General features: G+C 58.4%; 18 protein-coding genes and 2 tRNA genes. 12 read left to right on the plus strand and 8 right to left on the minus strand.

All coding sequences use genetic code 11. The annotated features are described in order from the left end of the window. Positions 1 to 62 precede the first annotated feature (62 nt). The 5 genes from ABXH05_RS11870 to ABXH05_RS11890 form a co-directional block, all read right to left on the minus strand. Positions 63 to 1,514, minus strand: a complete 1,452-nt coding sequence (locus tag ABXH05_RS11870) for a cryptochrome/photolyase family protein (RefSeq protein WP_353561193.1) — start codon at positions 1,512 to 1,514, stop codon at positions 63 to 65. A 113-nt stretch (positions 1,515 to 1,627) separates the two neighbouring features. Next, positions 1,628 to 2,449, minus strand: coding sequence for an ATP-binding cassette domain-containing protein (locus tag ABXH05_RS11875; protein ID WP_353561194.1), 822 nt, complete (start codon positions 2,447 to 2,449; stop codon positions 1,628 to 1,630). Continuing rightward, complete coding sequence (locus ABXH05_RS11880) at positions 2,446 to 3,306, minus strand: ABC transporter permease (protein ID WP_353561195.1); 861 nt, start codon at positions 3,304 to 3,306, stop codon at positions 2,446 to 2,448. Before ABXH05_RS11880 ends, ABXH05_RS11875 begins: the two co-directional genes overlap by 4 nt. Before the next feature lie 9 nt (positions 3,307 to 3,315). After that, positions 3,316 to 4,335: an ABC transporter substrate-binding protein gene (locus ABXH05_RS11885; RefSeq protein ID WP_353561196.1), complete on the minus strand. Its 1,020-nt coding sequence runs from the start codon at positions 4,333 to 4,335 to the stop codon at positions 3,316 to 3,318. A 59-nt stretch (positions 4,336 to 4,394) separates the two neighbouring features. Next, complete coding sequence (locus tag ABXH05_RS11890; protein ID WP_353561197.1) at positions 4,395 to 5,021, minus strand: bifunctional transcriptional activator/DNA repair enzyme AdaA; 627 nt, start codon at positions 5,019 to 5,021, stop codon at positions 4,395 to 4,397. A gap of 159 nt (positions 5,022 to 5,180) precedes the next feature. Here ABXH05_RS11890 and ABXH05_RS11895 point away from each other — a divergent pair, with 159 nt between their 5' ends. Beyond that, on the plus strand, positions 5,181 to 5,555 hold the full coding sequence (locus ABXH05_RS11895) for a hypothetical protein (protein WP_353561198.1): 375 nt from the start codon (positions 5,181 to 5,183) through the stop codon (positions 5,553 to 5,555). 89 nt (positions 5,556 to 5,644) lie between these two features. Here the strand turns inward: ABXH05_RS11895 and ABXH05_RS11900 are convergent. Continuing rightward, positions 5,645 to 5,720, minus strand: a tRNA-Asn gene (locus ABXH05_RS11900). Between the two features lie 235 nt (positions 5,721 to 5,955). Between ABXH05_RS11900 and ABXH05_RS11905 the strand changes: the two genes are divergently transcribed. Next, entirely contained in the window at positions 5,956 to 6,228 is a 273-nt protein-coding gene (locus tag ABXH05_RS11905; protein WP_348140574.1) for a hypothetical protein, read from the plus strand. Between the two features lie 56 nt (positions 6,229 to 6,284). On the opposite strand, the gene ABXH05_RS11910 is transcribed toward ABXH05_RS11905, so the two are convergent. Next, a tRNA-Cys gene (locus ABXH05_RS11910) sits at positions 6,285 to 6,358 on the minus strand. 225 nt (positions 6,359 to 6,583) lie between these two features. On the opposite strand from ABXH05_RS11910, the gene ABXH05_RS11915 reads away from it, so the two are divergent. From ABXH05_RS11915 to ABXH05_RS11960, 10 genes are all read left to right on the plus strand, one after another. Next, positions 6,584 to 7,252 (plus strand): protein-L-isoaspartate O-methyltransferase family protein, encoded by a 669-nt coding sequence (locus tag ABXH05_RS11915; RefSeq protein WP_353561199.1) that lies wholly within the window; start codon positions 6,584 to 6,586, stop codon positions 7,250 to 7,252. Between the two features lie 226 nt (positions 7,253 to 7,478). Further along, on the plus strand, positions 7,479 to 8,948 hold the full coding sequence (locus ABXH05_RS11920; RefSeq protein ID WP_353561200.1) for a TolC family outer membrane protein: 1,470 nt from the start codon (positions 7,479 to 7,481) through the stop codon (positions 8,946 to 8,948). Between the two features lie 275 nt (positions 8,949 to 9,223). Continuing rightward, positions 9,224 to 9,964 carry a DUF2497 domain-containing protein gene (locus tag ABXH05_RS11925; RefSeq protein WP_353561201.1) on the plus strand — a complete coding sequence of 247 codons (741 nt, stop codon included), beginning with the start codon at positions 9,224 to 9,226 and terminating at the stop codon, positions 9,962 to 9,964. Positions 9,965 to 10,132: 168 nt separating this feature from the next. Continuing rightward, positions 10,133 to 12,907, plus strand: a complete 2,775-nt coding sequence (locus ABXH05_RS11930; RefSeq protein ID WP_353561202.1) for a valine--tRNA ligase — start codon at positions 10,133 to 10,135, stop codon at positions 12,905 to 12,907. 2 nt (positions 12,908 to 12,909) lie between these two features. Beyond that, positions 12,910 to 14,097 (plus strand): serine hydrolase, encoded by a 1,188-nt coding sequence (locus ABXH05_RS11935; RefSeq protein WP_353561203.1) that lies wholly within the window; start codon positions 12,910 to 12,912, stop codon positions 14,095 to 14,097. A 111-nt stretch (positions 14,098 to 14,208) separates the two neighbouring features. After that, positions 14,209 to 15,933, plus strand: coding sequence for a dihydroxy-acid dehydratase (ilvD, locus tag ABXH05_RS11940; protein WP_353561204.1), 1,725 nt, complete (start codon positions 14,209 to 14,211; stop codon positions 15,931 to 15,933). Beyond that, positions 15,914 to 16,639 (plus strand): tetratricopeptide repeat protein, encoded by a 726-nt coding sequence (locus tag ABXH05_RS11945; protein ID WP_353561205.1) that lies wholly within the window; start codon positions 15,914 to 15,916, stop codon positions 16,637 to 16,639. Before ilvD ends, ABXH05_RS11945 begins: the two co-directional genes overlap by 20 nt. 88 nt (positions 16,640 to 16,727) lie before the next feature. Then, on the plus strand, positions 16,728 to 17,249 hold the full coding sequence (locus tag ABXH05_RS11950) for an ATP-dependent zinc protease family protein (RefSeq protein ID WP_353561206.1): 522 nt from the start codon (positions 16,728 to 16,730) through the stop codon (positions 17,247 to 17,249). After that, positions 17,246 to 18,175, plus strand: coding sequence for a 30S ribosomal protein S6--L-glutamate ligase (gene rimK / locus ABXH05_RS11955; RefSeq protein ID WP_353561207.1), 930 nt, complete (start codon positions 17,246 to 17,248; stop codon positions 18,173 to 18,175). The genes ABXH05_RS11950 and rimK overlap by 4 nt, the downstream gene beginning before the upstream one ends. Beyond that, entirely contained in the window at positions 18,168 to 19,235 is a 1,068-nt protein-coding gene (locus ABXH05_RS11960) for a succinylglutamate desuccinylase/aspartoacylase family protein (protein ID WP_353561208.1), read from the plus strand. Before rimK ends, ABXH05_RS11960 begins: the two co-directional genes overlap by 8 nt. Here ABXH05_RS11960 and ABXH05_RS11965 read toward each other — a convergent pair. Further along, positions 19,232 to 19,600, minus strand: coding sequence for an EthD domain-containing protein (locus ABXH05_RS11965; RefSeq protein ID WP_353561209.1), 369 nt, complete (start codon positions 19,598 to 19,600; stop codon positions 19,232 to 19,234). The two genes, ABXH05_RS11960 and ABXH05_RS11965, sit on opposite strands and share 4 nt — an antisense overlap. Between the last annotated feature and the right edge of the window lie 179 nt (positions 19,601 to 19,779).

Raw genomic sequence — 19,779 nt, forward strand, 5'->3', positions numbered from 1 at the left:
CGGTCAGTGTCTTTCTACGCAAGGCGCGCGGCATCAAAGTGACGCCAATATGTGGCAAGCACTCAGCTGGCCTTCTTGATTTCGCTATATCCACACAAGGCCCGCTCGCGCGCGTCTGAGTGATCTACGATGGGTCGTGGGTAGTCCGTTCCCAGAACAACGCCTGCCTGATCAAGCACGCCTTCGGGAGCGGTCCAGGGAGAGAACAGATACTTGTTGGGTAGTTTTGCAAGTTCCGGCACATATTTGCGAACATAATCGCCATCCGGATCAAATTTGTTTCCCTGGGTCATCGGGTTGAAAATCCTGAAATAGGGTGCCGCATCTGCCCCGGAGCCGGCCACCCACTGCCAGCTGGCGGCATTGGCGGCCAGATCAGCATCCACCAGAGTGTCCCAGAACCAACTCTCGCCTTCGCGCCAGTGCACCATCAAATGCTTGGCAAGGAAGGATGCGACGATCATCCGTACACGGTTATGCATCCAGCCGGTCTGCCATAGCTGACGCATGCCGGCGTCCACCATGGGGTATCCCGTCATGCCCTTTTGCCAGGCAGCAAGACCTTCTGCGTCGTCGCGCCAGGGGAAGCCGTCAAACTTGTCCTGATAGTTGTCGGTTGGAATGTTCGGGAAGTGATAGAGCAGATGATAGGCAAACTCACGCCAGCCCAATTCTGCAATGAATTTGTCAACGCTCGTGGTCTGAGCCGGATGCTTGTCCGCATGAGACTTGGCCGCCCAAAAAGCGTGACGCGGGCTGATTTCGCCAAAGTGCAAATGAGGAGACAGGCCTGACGTTCCATCGACGCCAGGCATGTCGCGTGCCTCTTTGTAGCCTCCGGCCGCCTCGTCAAGGAAACGACCCAACCTTGCGCTAGCCCCCTTTGAGCCAGGTGACCATTGGTCTGCCAGACCACCAGCCCAGTCCGGGCGTGTTGGCAACAGATGCCAGCTATCCAGAGTATCAGAGGCCGGGCCATCCTTCGGGGATGTCAGTTTGCGGGGCGCTTCTTTGGGGTGTTCCGGCGCATCAAGTTCGCGCATGCAATTGCGCCAGAAGGGCGTAAATACACGGTAGGGTCCACCGGTCTTGGTTTTTGCTGACCATGGCTCAAACAGAAGGCTCGCATTGTAGCTGCTGACGTCAATGTCCATGGCCTGAAGGTCAGCCTTCAGCGCCTTGTCGCGAGCAATCGCATAGGGCTCATACAACCGGTTCCAGTGAACCGCAGTGGCCTTGGTCTGGGAGACCATGTCCTTGAGAACGTGTGCCGCGTGGCCCTTGCGCAGGATCAGTTCGGTACCAAGCCCATCCAGGTCAGCTTTAAGCGACGCCAGAGAATGGTGAAGCCACCAGCGGCTTGCTCCGCCAATACGCCACTCACCGGGAGTCTCATCATCCAGTATGTACAGGGCAACGACCGGCTGGCCGGATGCCGAAGCCGCCAACAGCGCCGCGTTGTCCGCAATACGCAGATCCTGCCTGAACCAAACAATGACGGGGGCGTTGTTCAAAAGAAAAACCTAATGCAGAACCCCGAAATTGGGGCAAGTGGCGCGTCCGTTGACGCAAATTCAGTATGGTTTTTCTACGGCCCCGGACCGCTTTTGGATCATTTTCGGGCTGATTACGGGGCTGTTTGCGTGGCGGCCTCAATAAAGCGGGCCACATGGCTGGTTGCAGGTGCCGACCTGATGGCGGCCGGGGTGCCAATCTGGGCAACGCGCCCGTTTTCAAGAACAGCCATACGGTCCGCCAAACGGGCAGCTTCTGAAAAGTCGTGGGTGACGAACACAATGGTGCGGGCCAATTCAGCCTGGAGCTCAAGCAGAAGGTCCTGCAGATCAACACGCGTGATGGGGTCCAAAGCCGAAAACGGCTCATCGAGCAGCATGATAGGCGACTCGACACATAAAGCGCGGGCCAGACCTACCCTTTGGCGCATTCCCCCGGACAGCTGGTGCGGGTACGACGTGCCATGAGCCCCCAGGCCGACGCGCCCCAGCAATTTGCTAGCCCGCGCCTCTCGATCAGCCTTATTCATCCCGGCGACCTTAAGACCGAAAGCCGCGTTCTCCCCAACCGTGCGGTGAGGGAACAGCGCGAAGCTCTGGAAGACCATGGCGATGCGCTCGCGCCGGAACGCAATCAGGTCGGGTTTGGAGAGCCCACTCACGGTAACACCATCCACAGTCACGGATCCCGCATGTGGCGACAACAAGCCGTTGATCAGGCGGACCAATGTGGATTTTCCTGAGCCCGACAGGCCCATGACCACGAACAACTCACCGTCCTGGATGTCCAGTGACACATCATCGAGCGCCAGGGTCACACCAAGTTGATCCCGTATCCGGTCGCGGCCAGCGCTTTGTTGGGCGGCAACGATTCCCTGACGCACCGCACGTGGATTGCCGCCAAACAGAAGTGATGCCTGATCGATGGAGATCATTTCGTATCGTCCCCGCGCGAGGTCAGGCGACGGGTGCCGAAAGCCTGCGTGATGCGATCAAGCACAATGGCAAGCAACACAATGGACAGACCACCGATCAATCCCTTGCCAACGTCGGCGCGCTGCAACCCTTCCAGAACCGTCTGACCAAGGCCGGGCGCGCCCACCATGGACGCGATGACGACCATCGCCAGTGCCATCATGGTTGTCTGGTTGATGCCTTGCAGAATATTGGGGGCGGCAAGGGGCAGTTCAACGGATACAAGGCGCTGCATCGCGGTCGCGCCAAAGGCGTCTGCCGCCTCAAGCAACTCCTGTTCAATCAGGCGCAGACCCAGATCCGTCAAACGAATAAGCGGGGGCAGGGCATAGACCACCGTTGCAAGGATCGCCGGGACCTTGCCCAGGCCCAGCAACATGGCAACGGGAATGAGATAGACGAAGCTGGGGATGGTCTGCATCAGGTCCAGCACCGGCGAGAGCAGTCGGCGGACCATCGCGCTTTTGGCCATGGCTATGCCAAGCGGCACACCAAAGATGGCGCACACACCAACCGATACCAGCACAATGGCAAGGCTCTGCATGGCCTCGTCCCAGACCCCAAGCGCGCCAAGCAGCCACATGCCGCCGGTGCACACAAGCATCAGCAGGATTTTGCGGGATGCCGCAAAGGCCAGGACTGCGACCACCAGCAACACAGCCCAAGGAGGCATGGCGCGCAGCGGCAATTCCACAAACAGGAAAGCTCCCAGCAAGGCATCAGACACGGCGTCAAAGCTGTTGCCATGGGTGATGATCAGCCAATCAATTGCCGCGTTGGCCGCGTCTCGCAGAGGGGTGCCGAAATCGGGAAACAAGATGTGGCCTTACTGTCCGGCCAGAGCTGCAAGAATGCGCACTCGTGCATCTTCCGAAACCCAGTCGGCCCAATGATCTGGGTGGGTCGACAGGAACCAATCGGCGGCTTCCTCATCCGACAGGTCGTTCTCCCGCATTTGCGCCAGGACATTGGAGACCATTTGTGAGGTGGTGTTGTAGGCCTTCAGCATGGCAATGATTTCCGGCGCGGCTGCTTCAAATTCGGTGTTCACACCAATGGCAACCGCCGCAACGGGGTATTCCACACCCGTCAGCAAGGGCAGGTCCGGGTCCCTCAGGGCGCTGAAGGCGTCCTGATCGTAGGCAGGTTCTTCCAGCTTTACGAGATCATGAAGCCCGGCCAGCCATGTCGGTTCCCAGTAATAAAACAGGATCGGACGCTTGCGTCTTACTGCCCCGGCAACAGCAGCTGACAGTGCCTCGCTCGTGCCGGGTCGAAAGTTTGTGTACAGATCATCAAGACCGTAAGCCTTGAGCTTGCGTGTGTTGACGATCTCGCAGGACCACCCGGTGATGCAATTGTAGAACCGGCCTTTGCCGGGTTCTTCGCGATCCTTGAACAGGTCCGTGTAGTTGGGCAGGTCGCTGACATGCTTGAGATCCGGGGCAGGGGCGTCAGGTCCGTCCACCACATATCGCGGCACGTACCAGCCTTGCACAGCGTCGGGAAAGTTGGCGCCGATATCCACGACCTGACCACGGTCCACCGCCTTGACCCAGGCGGCCGCCAGATTGTTGCGCCAGACTTCCATCATCACATCAATGTCGCCTCGGGCGAGACCGTTGGTGAGGGGAATGGTGGACCCGGGAATGTTGGCTGTTTCACACCCGTAGCCCGCCGACAAAAGCCGCGCGGCAACGGCGTTGTGAAAGCGCGCGGAATCCCAATCGAGGCCGGCAAGGACCACGGGGCGATCGATGGGGCATGTCTGGGCTGTGGCCGTTGTCGGCAGCCCCAGGGCCGCCATCAAGATCAGGGGAGCAAGAAGTTTGAGAATAAGGGTCATGAGTCACAGTTTAGGTGACCTCACACCGGATTCACACCCGCGGTTTCAGGCGGGCAGATTTACGCGACCGGTGCGCTGATCTGATCCAACAGTGCAGAGCGCCGCGATCGGGCGGCTTGACGGGCCGCAGGCTTTTTCTTTCGGAATGACGAGGGCGCACGTCCATAGAGCTTGTTAAACGCAGCATTGAACCGTCGGGTGCTGCCAAATCCAGCTTCAACGGCGATGTCCGCCATGGACAGGTCTGTTTGATCCAGCAGGCGTTTGGCCTTGTGGATACGCAACGTCTGCGCAATCTGCTTGGGTGAAGCGCCAATGTGTTCCTGCAGGAGGCGGCTTAGATGCCTAGCGCCGATTCCCAGACGGTCGGCGAGCTCCTCAACCGACCCGCTGTTGAGTGCACCTTGCGCAATGAGGCGCATGGCGCGGTCCGCGGTGGTGCGCGTGCCATTCCACGCGGGGCTGAACGGCGCTGTTTCCGGGCGACATCTCAGACAAGGGCGAAACCCTGCCTGCTCGGCAGCCGCAGCACTTGGATGGAACGTCACGTTCTTTTCCATGGGTGTTTTCACCCGACAGACCGGACGACAGTAAATGCCGGTCGTCCGCACACCGATAAAAAACACCCCATCAAATGCGGCATCGCGCTGGCGCATCGCTTTCAGGCATGTGGGAAAATCAAGCATGGGCGAACATTATCACAGGAGACGCGGGCTGCAGTCGGCTGGCTCATGATGGCGTCTGAAAACGTCCAATGGCGCAGGTGACGCTGATTGCAGTGGTCTGGAGCACCTTTTTGCCATCTCGACAGCCCGCTAAGATGATTTCACCTAGGGGGAATCAAAATGAACTCGATATGGCTTTTCGCAGCATCCGGTGCAGCGCTGGTGCTTTTTCTCGTCCATGTGATTGCGGGCGGGCGCGCCTATGTGCGCCCCTTAATGGCCCAACCTGATCTGCCGGACATGATCCGCTGGATGAGCTACATGGCCTGGCACTCCGCCAGCGTCGGCATGGCCGCTTTGTGTTTGACCTATGGCTATCTGGCTATCTATGGCGGCCCGATCGAACTGGCGGTTGCGGCAACGCTCTACAGCGTAGGCAGCGCTCTGGTGCCGCTGTACATAGCCATATTTGGCCATGGCATGTTTTTCAGGCTGCCGGCAATCTATGGATTTGGGACGATTGCAGCCTTCGGTGCCCTGGGCATCGCCCTTTAGACAAATCGAGCGATAAGGCTGGCCCGACGGGTCTGGGCCGATTGTTTTTCAGCAATGAAGAAGGGGTGTTGGTGGCCCCTGAAAGAAAATGGCTCCCCGGGCCGGACTCGAACCAGCGACAAAGCGGTTAACAGCCGCTTGCTCTACCAACTGAGCTACCGGGGAACACTCACAAAGCAGCCATTGGTCAGCCGCTCCGTGCGAGATGCAGGGCTATAGCAAAGCCCTTAACGCCTTGCAAAGCCCCATTTCGCCAGAATGCAACAAATCTCGTCTTGTTCGGGTTAACACCAGCCACATTCCCGCCTACGTGTGGGGTTATCCGCACTGCATTGTCAGGACTTGGGCCGTTTGAAACTCAAAATCCGGCGCAAACTGCAATTTGACTGCACAGAGGCCCATGGCACGAATCAAACTTGGCAAACGATCCTATGCTGTTCCGGGTTCAAAACCGGTCCGCATCGCCCTGGGTGTCGTTTTGGTGTTCCTGGGCATGCTCGGCTTCCTGCCAATAATCGGCTTCTGGATGATCCCGCTGGGCCTGCTCGTTCTGTCCGTGGACTCGTGGCGCGTGCGCCGGATGCGGCGGCGGCTGGAAGTCTGGTATGGACGCCGCAAGGAAGCCAAGGCGGCGCAGAAAGCCAAAGCCGCGTCTGAAACGGAAACAGCCTGAGCCGCCCGTGCCTTAGGCCGGCATCGGGTTCGACGTTGCATCTGATTTGGGAAAGTTGGAGGCCACGCCCGGAATCGAACCGGGGTAAACGGATTTGCAGTCCGGCACGTAACCACTCCGCCACGTGGCCTCAACCTGAATAGGGTGTCCAAAAGGACAGGATCCATCCAAGGCAGGGGGCTATAGCAGATGGTGCGCCGCCAAACAATCGCGGAAAACACGGTATGTTCCTTCTGAGCACACTGGGACGCATTGTCAGCCACCAAGCCGCTGACTATAAGGCCCGATAACGCTATTATTGGTGCAACCGTCAGCATTTTGCCGATTGTTGCCTCTTTCAGGTCAGGCCGAACCCATGCTCGATTTTGCTTCAGCTCGCTACAACATGATCGAAAGCCAGATCCGTCCCAATGACGTGACGGACAAGTCTGTGCTTCAGGCCATGTCAGATACGCCGCGTGAACTGTTCGTGCCTGCTGCCAAACGGTCTGTGGCCTATCAGGACGAAGACTTTGTCATTCACACTTCAGAAGAAGGCGTTCAGCGCTTCATCATGGAGCCGCGTGTCTTCGCCCGTCTTCTACAGTTTGCAGACATCAAGCCGGGTGCCCTGGTCCTCTATGTTGGCGCGGGCCTTGGGTATGGCCCGGCGGTCGTTTCAAAACTGGCTGAAACAGTCGTGGCTCTGGAGAGCGACGCCACTCTGGCCAGCCATGCGGGTCAGAACCTGACAGAGGCGGGCGCTGACAATGTGGCGATCATTGAAGGTGCTCTGCAGGACGGATGTCCGGATCAGGCTCCTTTTGACGCCATCATCGTTGATGGAGCCCTGCCAGAAGCCCCTGCAGCTCTGTGCAGCCAGCTAAAAGACGGCGGAAAGCTTGTGTGTGTGATCGGGCAGGGCCTTGCGGGCAAGGCTCACGTGTTTGAGGCCACCGGCGGTGAAGCAAGTGCCCGTGCGGAATTCAGCGCTGCGGTTGCGCCAGCACCCGGTTTTGAAAAACCTCAGGCTTTTGTCTTTTAGGCAACAATTCGCCCACAACCGGCCTAAACCACACAACCAGTTGGGCTTTTTACGCGTAAAACCTGTGTTTAGGGGCCACCAATGGCCGATTCACGGCTGATATGCAGACGATTTGTCCACTTTTTAGCGCGACTGTGTTGAACCGGCTTCTACCGGCACCCTATATAGGACTGACATAAGCAGCTGAGGTGCACATCGCACCGACAGGGCACAAGCGGGGCATGTTTTGAGCAATTATTCAGCGGACTTTCTGGCCAAGAAGCTGCGCAGCGGCGCATCTTTTGCGGCTCTTTCGCTTTCTCTCGTATTTGCGGGCGGCATGACAGCAGCGTCGGCGGAAACTCTGCAGGACGCTTTGGTGGCCACATATGGCTCCAATCCGACGCTTCAGGCGGCCCGTGCCGAGCTTCGCGCGACTGACGAAAACGTCAATCAGGCCCTGGCCAACTGGCGCCCGTCGATTTCCGCGACCGGAACCAGCCAGTTCACCCAGTCCGACAGCGATCTGCGATCAGGCGCGGGCCTTACCTCGCTTACCGCCAAGGATGACCGCACCACAAACACCGGCACGGTCACCGTTCAGCAGAACATCTTCCGCGGCGGACGGACCGTCTCCCAGACCCGTCAGGCCAAGGCACAGGTTGCCGCGGGCCGCGCTCAACTGACCAGCACAGAACAGGATGTGCTGCTGAGCGCCGTGACGGCCTATATGGACGTGCTGCGCGATACCGCCACCGTCGAGCTCAATCAGAACAACGTAAGCGTGCTGCAGCGCCAGCTTGAAGCCTCGCAGGATCGCTTCGATGTGGGCGAGATCACGCGGACGGATGTGGCCCAGTCGGAAGCCCGCCTCAGCCGCTCGGAATCCTCGCTCATTCAGGCGCAGGCCAATCTCATCAACTCACGCGCCACCTATGAACGGGTGGTTGGATCTGCGCCGGGCACCCTTCAGGCAGCACCCGTTCTGCCGCCACTGCCTGAGAGTGAAGATGCTGCGCTCGCCACAGCAACGGTCAACAACCCGACATTGGTTGCAGCCCGTTTTGCGGAAGAAGCCTCACGCCATGCCATTCGGACGGCACAGGGTGGTTTGCTGCCGACACTCACCGTGCAGGGCGACTACAGTCAGTCAGACAATCCAAGCTCGACAGTGAAGAGTTCTGAAACCGCATCCGTAACTGGCCGGCTGACGATCCCGCTTTATCAGTCAGGTGCCGAATACAGCCAGATCCGCCAGGCCAAGCAGCTGAACAGCCAGTCTCGCCTGCAGATCCGCGAAGCGACTCGCTCGGTTGAAGAAGGCGTTGCAAGTGCCTGGGAAAACTACCGTGCCGCCAATGCCCGTATTGTGTCAGACCGCGAGCAGGTGCGTGCCAACGAGATCGCTCTTGACGGTGTTCAGCAGGAAGCACAGGTCGGCTCACGCACAACGCTTGACGTTCTCGATGCCGAGCAGGAGCTGTTGGACTCACGCGTTGCCCTGGTGACGTCAGAGCGTAATGCCTATGTCGCTGCCTATCAGGTGCTGTCGGCAATCGGCCGCCTGAATGCCGGTTACCTGGCCCTGCCAGTCGACCAGTATGATCCGGGTCAGAACTACGATGACGTCAGCGGTCAATGGATCGGCTGGGGCATTGATGATGAGCCGGACGATGTGGCTCCCGAATCAGGCACCGATGCTGCGTCACAGCTCTAGGTACACTGCAGATGTATGCGACAGCCGGGTCTTCCCGGTGGGAAGTGCTGTTTTCTTCGCCACAATAGGCTGGAGTTAACTGTTTCTGGCCGAAACTGCTTGGATAACTATCTCCCTTTAGGGTTTGCCTGCCTTTAATTGGCCTTGCGGCTAGGCTAGGCTCAACTCAATTGGATACAGAGGTTTTTCCTCGAGTCGGCTCCTTGTCAGGAGCAGGCCAAAACAGATTTAGCGCGCAGAACCGGTTTAGTGCGCAGCATGCGGTGAGTGATACGATGAGCGAACAAGGCACCCAGGCCGAACCTTCCATGGAAGAAATTCTCGCCTCGATCCGTCGGATTATCTCCGAGGATGGTGAGGAAGAAGGTGCGGAAGGCGCAGCTGCTCCTGAAGCTGAAGCTGCAGAGGCTGTGGAAGCTGCGGCCGAACCAGATGCGGCTGAAGAAGAAGCAACCCCCATCGAAGACCTCATGGTCGCCGAAGATGATGCTGACGACGAAGACGATGTCCTGGAACTGACGGATATTGCCGAAGTTGAGCCAGAACCGGAGCCTGAGCCCGAACCAGAGCCAGAGCCGGAAATGGCTGCAGAGCCCGAACCGGAACCAGAACCGGTCGCAGAGCCTGAACCCGTTGCCACCGAGCCTGTTGCGGATGATCCATTCGACACAGGCGAAGACAGCGATCTTATGGCCATTGATCGGACGCCTGAGCCTGAACCGGCTCCAGAGCCTGCACCCGTGGCGGCACCAGTGCCCGTTGCAAACACGGCACCAACACCGGAGCCGACTTCTTTGATGTCTGCTGAAGCGTCAGCCGCAGCAACGGCCGCGTTTGATCGTCTTACGGACGATATGCGGATTTCAGGTGATGGCGAGTCAGGCACCCTGGAAGGCCTCGTTCAAGACCTTCTGCGGCCCATGATGAAGGCCTGGCTGGATGAAAATCTGCCAACCATCGTTGAAGCAGCCGTAGCTGAAGAAGTAGAGCGTGTGGGCCGCCGTCGCCGGCGGTAATCACGTAGTTTTCGAGCCCCTTGTTGTCATTGAGGCTCTTTGCGTTAAAACCAGCCGGTTCCCTTGTGATGCCAAATCAGGCATTCGCAGCGGAACCGGCTTTTTTGTTTATTCGCCCCCCTGATTGCAGGCTTCCTGCGGCAGGCATGGGCAAGGTCCAGACACACAATGCTTGAGAAGTCCTTCCAGCCTCAGACGGCTGAGCCACGTATCTACGCCGAGTGGGAAGAAACCGGTGCCTTCAAGGGCGGTGATCCTGAGCGCGTTGCAGCGGGTGCTACCCCGTACTCAATCGTCATTCCGCCACCCAATGTGACCGGCTCCCTGCATATGGGTCATGCCCTCAACAATACGTTGCAGGACATTCTGATCCGGTTTGAGCGCATGCGTGGCAAGGACGTGTTATGGCAGCCGGGCACGGACCATGCGGGCATTGCCACCCAGGCAGTCGTTGAACGTCAGCTTGCGGAGCAAGGCAACAATTCGTCGCGTCGTGAAATGGGCCGGGATGCCTTTATTGAACGCGTCTGGGAATGGAAGGCTGAAAGCGGCAGCACGATCACCAATCAGCTGCGCCGCCTTGGTGCCTCCTGCGACTGGTCGCGCGAGCGCTTCACCATGGATGACGGCATGTCCAAGGCCGTCCTCAAGGTGTTTGTTCAGCTCTACAAGGAAGGGCTGATCTACAAGGACAAGCGCCTTGTGAACTGGGACCCGACGCTTGAGACCGCGATCTCGGACCTCGAAGTGGTGCCCACGGACGTCAACGGGCATCTGTGGCATTTCCGCTATCCGCTTGCCGATGGAAAAACCTATGAGTTTCCAACGGAGCATGACGACGACGGCAATCCGACCGCCTATGAAACGCGCGACTACATTGTTGTTGCAACAACGCGTCCGGAAACCATGCTGGGTGACACCGGCGTCGCCGTGAATGCAGAAGATGAGCGCTATAAGCATCTCATTGGCTCACATGTCGTGTTGCCGATCACCGGACGCCGCATCCCTATTGTTGCAGACGAGCACGCCGACCCGACACAGGGCTCAGGTGCCGTGAAAATTACGCCTGCGCATGACTTCAATGACTTTGAAGTTGGCCGCCGCAACGACCTGCGCATGATCAACATCCTTGATACCCGCGGGAAGCTCTTGCTCGACAGCAATGAAGCCTTCCTCGAGGGCGCGCCGCAGGCCCATCAAGCTGTCACCGCCTATCACGGCAAGGACCGCTTTGATGTCCGCAAGGAGATTGTCTCAGCGCTTGATGAGCTGGGAATGCTCGACAAGATCGACGATCATCGCCACGCCATTCCCTATGGCGATCGGTCGAACGACGTCATCGAGCCGTTTCTGACGGACCAGTGGTATGTGGATGCGGCGACGCTCGCCAAGCCCGCCATTGAAGCGGTGGAGAAGGGCGAAACGACTTTCGTTCCAAAGAACTGGGAAAAGACCTATTTCGAATGGATGCGGAACATCCAGCCATGGTGCATTTCACGGCAACTCTGGTGGGGGCATCGGATTCCGGCATGGTATGGCCCGGACAAGGAAGTGTTTGTCGCTCAGACCGAAGAAGAGGCCTACGAGCAGGCCGAAGTGCACTACGGAAAGCGCATGGATCTGGAGCGCGACGAAGACGTTCTGGACACCTGGTTCAGCTCCGGCCTCTGGCCGTTCTCAACCCAGGGCTGGCCCGAAGAAACCCCTGAGCTTGGCCGCTACTACGGCACCGACGTTCTGGTGACAGCTTTTGACATCATCTTCTTCTGGGTTGCCCGGATGATGATGTTCGGTCTGCATTTCATGAAGGAAGTGCCGTTCAAGGACGTTTACATCCACGCGCTTGTCCGCGACGACAAGGGCGCCAAGATGTCCAAGTCCAAGGGCAATGTGATTGACCCTCTTGAGCTGATCGACACTTACGGTGCCGATGCCCTGCGCTTCACCCTGACGGCCATGGCGGCTCAGGGGCGTGACATTAAACTCTCAACATCGCGCGTTGAGGGCTACCGGAACTTTGGCACCAAGCTGTGGAACGCCGCACGCTTCTGCCAGATGAACGAATGCTCACGGGTTGAGGGCTTTGACGTCTCCACCGTGACCAGCACACCCAATAAATGGATTGCCGGTGAAACACGCCGGACCGCAGCCAAGGTCACCGAGGCGCTGGAAGGCTACCGATTCAATGAAGCGGCAGGCGCGCTTTATCACTTTGTCTGGGATGTCTATTGCGACTGGTACGTGGAACTTATCAAGCCAGTCCTTTACGGCACGGATGAAGCCACCAAGGCTGAAACCCGCGCCACTGCGGCCTGGGCGCTGGATCAGATCCTGCTGATGCTTCACCCCATGATGCCGTTCCTGACAGAGGAACTGTGGAAGGACGGCGTCGAAGGCCCCGCACGGACCAGCATGTTGGTATCAGCTGAATGGCCAACCTACAGCGCTGAACTGGGCGACGGTGCAGCAGATGCCGAGATTGACTGGATCATCCGGCTTGTTTCTGAAGTGCGGTCTGTCCGTGCACAGATGAATGTTCCGGCGGGCGCGAAAATCCCGCTTGTTCTGCGTGACGCCTCTGCTGAGACTGTTGAGCGCATCGCGCGCAACAAGGACATGATCGAGCGCCTTGCGCGGCTGGAAAGCATCAAGGCCAGCGACGAAACACCCGCTGGCGCTATCCAGTCCGTGGTGGATGAAGCAACGCTCTTCCTGCCCCTTGCTGACGTCATTGATATCGATGCGGAGCGGGCACGTCTGGCCAAGGAGATTGGCAAGATTGATGGCGAGATCAAGAAGATCGACGGCAAACTTGGCAATGAGAAATTCCTGTCCAAGGCGCCGGAAGCTGTCATTGAAGAACAGCGCGAACGGCGCACTGACGCTGAACAAACCCGTGCCAAACTGGCAGATGCTCTTGGTCGCCTGGAAGGGGCTGCGTAAAGATGATTACCCGACTTAGTGCCGTTGCACTGGCGTTCCTCGTTTTCATTCTGCCGGCCCACGCCGCTGAAGAAGAAGTTCTCGAGACCATATTTGTGCGTGACACCATTGAGCGCACACTGTTTTCGCCTGAGCTGCTGAACCGCGCCAATGTGGAAGAGGTGGTAGCCATCGTCCGCGGTCTCAAAGGTACGCTGGGCGGGTTCCGGGGTGTTCAGAAAGACGGCCAGAACACCTACACGGTGTTCTTGGAGCGCGGCCGCGTGCCGGCTGAAATTCAGCTTGATGAACAGGGGCTCGTAACATTCCTTTTCTTCCGGCAACCAACCGCGTCTGGCCTTACACCACAGGAAGCATTGGGTGGATTTGTCCGGCTTGAGCGATCGGGCGGGGGGCAGATTTCATTGCTGGTCACCCGCGATGGTGTGGATCAGGTGGCACTGGCACCGGACACGGCTCTGGATGCCGGGTCGACTTTCAAGATGGCCGTCCTTAAATCTCTGACGGAAGCTGTTGAGAGCGGCAAGCTGACCATGGCTGACGTGGTAACCGTTGATCCCGCCTGGCGGTCGCTTCCCAGCGGCATCCTTCAGGACTGGCCCGAAGGCACACCGGTCACGCTGGCTACGCTGGCCACCTTGATGATTTCCATCTCGGATAACACAGCCACGGATGCGTTGATTTCAATCCTGGGGCGCGATGCGGTCGAAGCACATCTTCCACAAAAGCCGCTGATCACCACAGCTGAGTTCTTCAAACTCAAGGCAGATGTGAACAACACCCGGGCACGCTTCCGGGCCGCAGAGAATGAAAGCCGTGCCGATGTTCTGGCTGATTTGGCCGATGCGCCGCTGCCGGAGGTGACCGAGCTCGACGACAGCCCGTCACCTGAAATCGGTTGGCCGATTTCATCTCGCCAGCTTTGCAGTCTTATTGAGGACGTCGCCGACCAGCCTGCCATGCAGGTCAATCCCGGCGTTGCAAACCCGGAAATGTGGGAAAAAGTGGCTTACAAGGGCGGCTCAAATTTCGGCGCCTTCAATATGACCACACGCCTTGTGGATGAGACTGGCACCAGCTGGTGCATCACGGCAACCTGGAACACGGAGCACAGCGCGTTGGATCAGGCGGCCTTCACAACGGCGTATCTCGCCATGATCGGAAGCCTCACCCAGGCAGAGACCCCCTGATGCTTGGGTTAACCACTGCAAGGCTGATCCCCAGTCTTACGGTGGAACCGCCTAGACCGAACGCCTAAACTCTCGCCAATATTGCGACACCCCCAACGGAGATCCGGCCCCATGAGTGCCAACAAGTTTGATAAATCGAAGCTGCCCAGCCGCCACGTTACGGTTGGCCCGCAGCGCGCACCGCATCGCTCCTACTATTATGCGATGGGCCTCACGCAGGAAGAGATTGATCAGCCATTTGTGGGTGTGGCCACCTGCTGGAACGAGGCTGCACCATGCAACATTGCGCTGCAGCGTCAGGCTCAGTCTGTGAAGAAGGGCGTGGCAGAAGCTGCGGGCACCCCACGCGAGTTCTGCACGATCACCGTGACGGACGGCATTGCGATGGGTCATCAGGGCATGAAGTCGTCCCTGGTCAGCCGTGACGTTATTGCGGACTCCGTTGAACTCACCATGCGCGGTCATTGCTATGACGCGCTCGTGGGCCTTGCGGGCTGCGACAAGAGCCTTCCGGGCATGATGATGTCCATGCTGCGGCTTAATGTGCCGAGCGTCTTCATGTATGGCGGCTCCATCCTGCCGGGCAACTTCAAGGGCAAGGACGTAACTGTTCTTGATGTCTTTGAAGGTGTTGGCCAGCACTCAGCCGGCAACATGTCAGACGAAGACCTGCACGAGCTTGAGTGCATTGCCTGCCCAAGTGCCGGTGCCTGTGGCGGTCAGTTCACGGCCAATACAATGGCATGCGTATCCGAAGCCATCGGACTTGCACTTCCAAATTCTGCCGGTGCACCGGCACCCTATGAAAGCCGCGACGCCTATGCCGAAGCCTCGGGCCGAGCCGTCATGGACCTGATCAAAACCGGTTTGCGTCCGCGCGATATCTGCACGCGCAAGGCGTTTGAAAACGCAGCCACGGTTGTTGCGGCGTCTGGCGGGTCAACCAATGCCGGTCTGCATCTTCCTGCCATGGCTGCGGAAGCAGGCATTGATTTTGATCTGATGGAAGTTGCCGAGATCTTCAAGAAAACGCCTTACGTGGCTGACCTCAAGCCGGGCGGCAATTATGTCGCCAAGGACATGTATGAAGCCGGCGGTGTGCCGATGCTCCTCAAGACGCTCCATGAAGGCGGTTTCCTGCACGGCGATTGCGTGACCGTGACTGGCAAAACGCTGGAAGAGAACCTCTCCGAGATTGAGTGGAACCCGGACCAGAAAGTTATCTATCCGGTCTCCAATCCAATCACGAAGACCGGCGGCGTTGTCGGTCTCCAGGGATCACTGGCACCGGAAGGGGCCATCGTAAAGGTGGCCGGTCTTGAGAAGCAGCAGTTCTCAGGTCCAGCCCGCTGCTTTGATTGTGAAGAGGATGCCTTCGAGGCGGTTGAAAACCGTCAGTACAAGGAAGGCGAAGTTCTGATCATTCGCTATGAAGGTCCCAAAGGCGGCCCAGGCATGCGCGAAATGCTGTCGACCACGTCTGCGCTTTATGGTCAGGGCATGGGCGACAAGGTTGCGCTCATCACAGATGGTCGGTTCTCAGGCGCGACGCGCGGGTTCTGCATCGGCCATGTGGGTCCTGAAGCTGCCGAAGGTGGCCCCATCGGCCTCATCGAGGACGGCGACATCATCACTATTGATGCGGAAGCCGGGACCCTTGATCTCGATGTTGCCGCAGATGTGATGGCGGAACGGAAGAAAAACTGGAAGCCGCGCAAGACCGACTACAATTCCGGCACATTGTGGAAATATGTTCAGCTTGTCGGCCCGGCCCGGGGCGGCGCATTGACCCATCCGGGCGCAAAGGAAGAAACGCATGTTTATGCGGATATCTAAAACTGCACTCGTTCTGCTGGCAGCTGTCGGTTGGGGTATTGCCCCGGCAGCAGCTGACCTGCAGACCGGCATTGAAGCCTATTCAGCTGGCGATGTGACCGCTGCCACTGAGGCATGGGCCGAGGGCGGTGACGCTGGAGATGCCACGTCCGCCTTTCTGGCGGCCAAAATGTATGAGGGCAACAATGGCGCCCCGGCCAACCCCTACAAGGCCGTCAAATACATGACACTTGCCGCTGAAGGGAACCATGTGCAGGCGCAAGTGGAACTTGGTGACTACTACCGCTCAGGCAAGCCTGAGGCGGACGTCAAAGCCAGTGTGGATGAGGCGCTGCGCTGGTACGAGAAAGCAGCTCTTAGTCAGCACGCTGAAGCCCAGATGAAAATCGGCGAGATGCACTACAATGGCGAAGGCGCTGAGCGGAACCGCTTTGAAGGCATTCGCTGGTACGAACTGGCTGCAGAAAAGTACTACACGCCCGCTCTCATTTTTCTGTCAGGCATCTACTGGGAAGGTGACCCGCTTCCCCAGGACAAGGCCAAGGCCTATAGCTTCCTGCTTCTCGCGCGTCAGGGCGCAACTGATGACACCCGTGCCGGTGTTGATGCCCTCATGAGCCAGCGTGAAAAACAGATGTCGCGCGCCCAGATGGACGCGGGCATCCGGCTGGCAGAAGCGTTCCGCCTCGAACACATTAAGAAGTAAGTCTTCCGGTAAAGCCATTCGTTTTGTCTGCGCTTTTGGTCATGCATCATGGTAAGGAATCTTTTCCCGAGATGATGTGTAGCGCCGAATGCCTCCTGCAAAACCGACCGGTCCCGAGAAGAAATCTGCGTTGAAGCAGCCCCGGCCTGTAATCGGCTGGCGCGAATGGGTTGGACTGACTGATCTTGGCATAGATCAGGTAAAGGCCAAGATCGACACCGGGGCGCGCACGTCGGCCATCCACGCGTTCAAGGTTCGTCCGTTCACCGATCGCGGCGCGCCACATGTATCGTTCGTGGTGCATCCCACACAACGCAGACGCATCCCTGAAGTGGAGTGTACGGCGCCGGTGCACGACCAGCGCAAAATCCGCAGCTCAAACGGGCAGCAGGAAGAACGCTACGTTATCAAAACCACCATTCAGATTGGCACACATGTGTGGCCGATTGAGCTTACTCTGGCTGACCGTGACCAACTTGGATTCCGCATGTTGTTGGGCCGCGAAGCCATGCGAAAACACTTTGTTATTGATCCCGGTCGCTCCTTTGTCGCAGGCCGCAGTGCCGCCCGGATGTCACCGGTGCACCCCCTACAGGAAGCATCCTCATGAAAATCGCCCTGTTATGCCGCAATGCCACGCTGTACTCGCATAAGCGGCTGGTTGAAGCTGCTGAAGCACGTGGCCATCAGATTGATGTTATCGATCACCTGCGGTGTTACATCGACATCGCGTCGAGTGACCCGGAAGTCCATTACAATGGCGAGTCCCTCAAAGGATATGATGCGGTCATTCCGCGTATTGGCGCATCGGTGACCTTCTTTGGTAGCGCCGTTTTACGGCAGTTCGAGATGATGGGCGTTTATCCGCTCAATGAGTCTGTTGCCATCTCCCGGTCCCGCGACAAGCTGCGCAGCCTGCAGCTTTTGTCCCGGGACGGTGTCGGCCTGCCTACCACTGTGTTTGCCCACCGGACATCTGACGCCAACGAGCTTCTTAAGCTGGCAGGTGGGGCTCCGGTCATCATCAAACTGCTCGAAGGCACACAGGGCATCGGTGTGGTGCTCGGCGAAACGCCGCGGGCCGCTGAAAGCATCATTCAGGCATTTGGTGGCGTGCAGACCAATATTCTGGTGCAGCAGTTTGTCAAAGAGGCCAATGGCGAGGACATTCGCTGCCTTGTCATTGGTGACAAGGTGATTGCTGCGATGATGCGCAAGGGCAAGGACGGTGATTTCCGCTCAAACCTTCATCGCGGCGGCAGCGCGAGCCTTATCAAGATCACGCCGAAGGAACGCGCGACTGCGGTTAAGGCCGCCAAGGCGATGGGCCTCAATGTCTGCGGCGTGGACATGCTGCGCTCGAATGACGGCCCGGTGGTCATGGAGGTCAACTCGTCACCAGGACTTGAGGGTCTTGAAAACGCGACGAATGTTGATGTCGCCTCGCAGATCATTGAGTTCCTGGAGAAGAATGCAAAACCCGGCAAGACTCATACCCGAACCAGCAAGAAGCGGGGCCCGCGCAAAAGTGCCTGACACATCCCCCAAGCGTAGCCCGTTCGAAATTGGCGGCATCTCGATCCAGCCCGGCAGCCGCGAGATCGTCGACATTCCTTTGAGCATGATGTCGGATCACACGCCGGCAACCCTGTCTGTCCAGGCCATCCATGGTCGCAAGCCAGGCCCAACGGTGTTTGTGAGTGCCGCCATTCACGGGGACGAAATCCTCGGGGTCGAGATCGTGCGGCGTCTGATCCGCACCCCTGCGTTGCGGCGCATCGCAGGCACGTTGTTGCTGGTGCCGATCGTGAACACTTTTGGGTTCATAAACCAAAGTCGCTATCTGCCGGACAGGCGTGACCTCAACAGGTCCTTTCCCGGGAGCCCCAGCGGCTCTCTGGCGTCGCGGCTGGCCAACGTATTCATGGAAGAAGTCGTTGCACGCAGTGATTACGGCATTGATCTTCATACTGCCGCCGTCAATCGCGTGAACCTGCCGCAAATCCGCATCGACACGACAGACAAGGCTGCCCACAAGCTGGCGGACGCCTTTGCACCGCCGGTTGTGGTCAACTCAGCGCTCCGTGATGGGTCGCTGCGCCACGCCGCGCGCGAGCAGGGCGTTCCGGTCATGGTGTTTGAAGCCGGTGAAGGATTGCGCTTTGACGAGACTGCCATTCGCGTGGGCGTCAAAGGTGTGTTGAACGTCCTGCGCTTCCTGGGCATGACCGGCAAGGCGCCCACGGGCCATATGGCCAAGACGCGTCCGGCGTGTGCGCCCCTTGCCACAAAGAGCGCCTGGGTCCGCGCCACGGAAGGCGGCATTGCTCGCATCCACTGCAAGGTCGGTCAGTTCGTCAAACGCGGTGACCTGCTCGGCGTTGTGTCCGACCCCTTCGGCGAGCGTGACACCGAACTGTTTGCCCTGCGAGATGGGCTCATCATCGGACGCTCCAACCTGCCGGTGGTCAATCAGGGAGATGCCCTGATCCATATTGCCGACATCCCGAAGGCCGAAGCAGCGCATGCCGACCTGGACGTGATCGAAGAAGCTTTTGATGGTGACCCTTTGTTCGACGAGGATGAGATTCTCTAACCGACGACGGACCGTTCCCGCACAAATGTGAGGGAGGAGTGCTTGAGGTCGATGAATTTTCTTTCATCTGCCAGCAATTCCGCGCCTGCTTTCAAGGCAGCTTCGTCAGACATGGCGAAGTTGAGATCGTCTTCGCTCTCCCAGCACAGTTCCGCAAACCCGTCATATTTTGGTTCTGCCTCGCGGGAGGCCTGCATGGCGTCGCCGAGCGGTGTTTCCATCCCGTGGGATTGCACATAACGAGCGATTTTAAGCGCCGGGGCCCGCTCTTTCACGAGGGGCGCGTGTTTTGTCCACCAGTACTCCCGAAACTCTTCCGGTGAGAGACCGGGAAGCCGGTGGAGGCAGAATATCAATTTGATCATGGTGTTAGCTTCCTTTGTCGGTCGACCCCGGTGGACTTCACACGCGCCCAAAACCCCTGGTCACATTTTCTGCGTTTTTTTGATGTCTTTGATTGTAGCCATGGGCTGCCAGCGAGTCCTAAGCTAGTTGGCGTGTGGCCGTATGTCAGGCATGTGCGGGTCTCCACACAGACACAGAA

Origin of the sequence: Pyruvatibacter sp. HU-CL02332, assembly GCF_040362765.1 — a bacterium.
In the GTDB taxonomy this organism is placed as follows: Bacteria; Pseudomonadota; Alphaproteobacteria; order CGMCC-115125; family CGMCC-115125; genus Pyruvatibacter.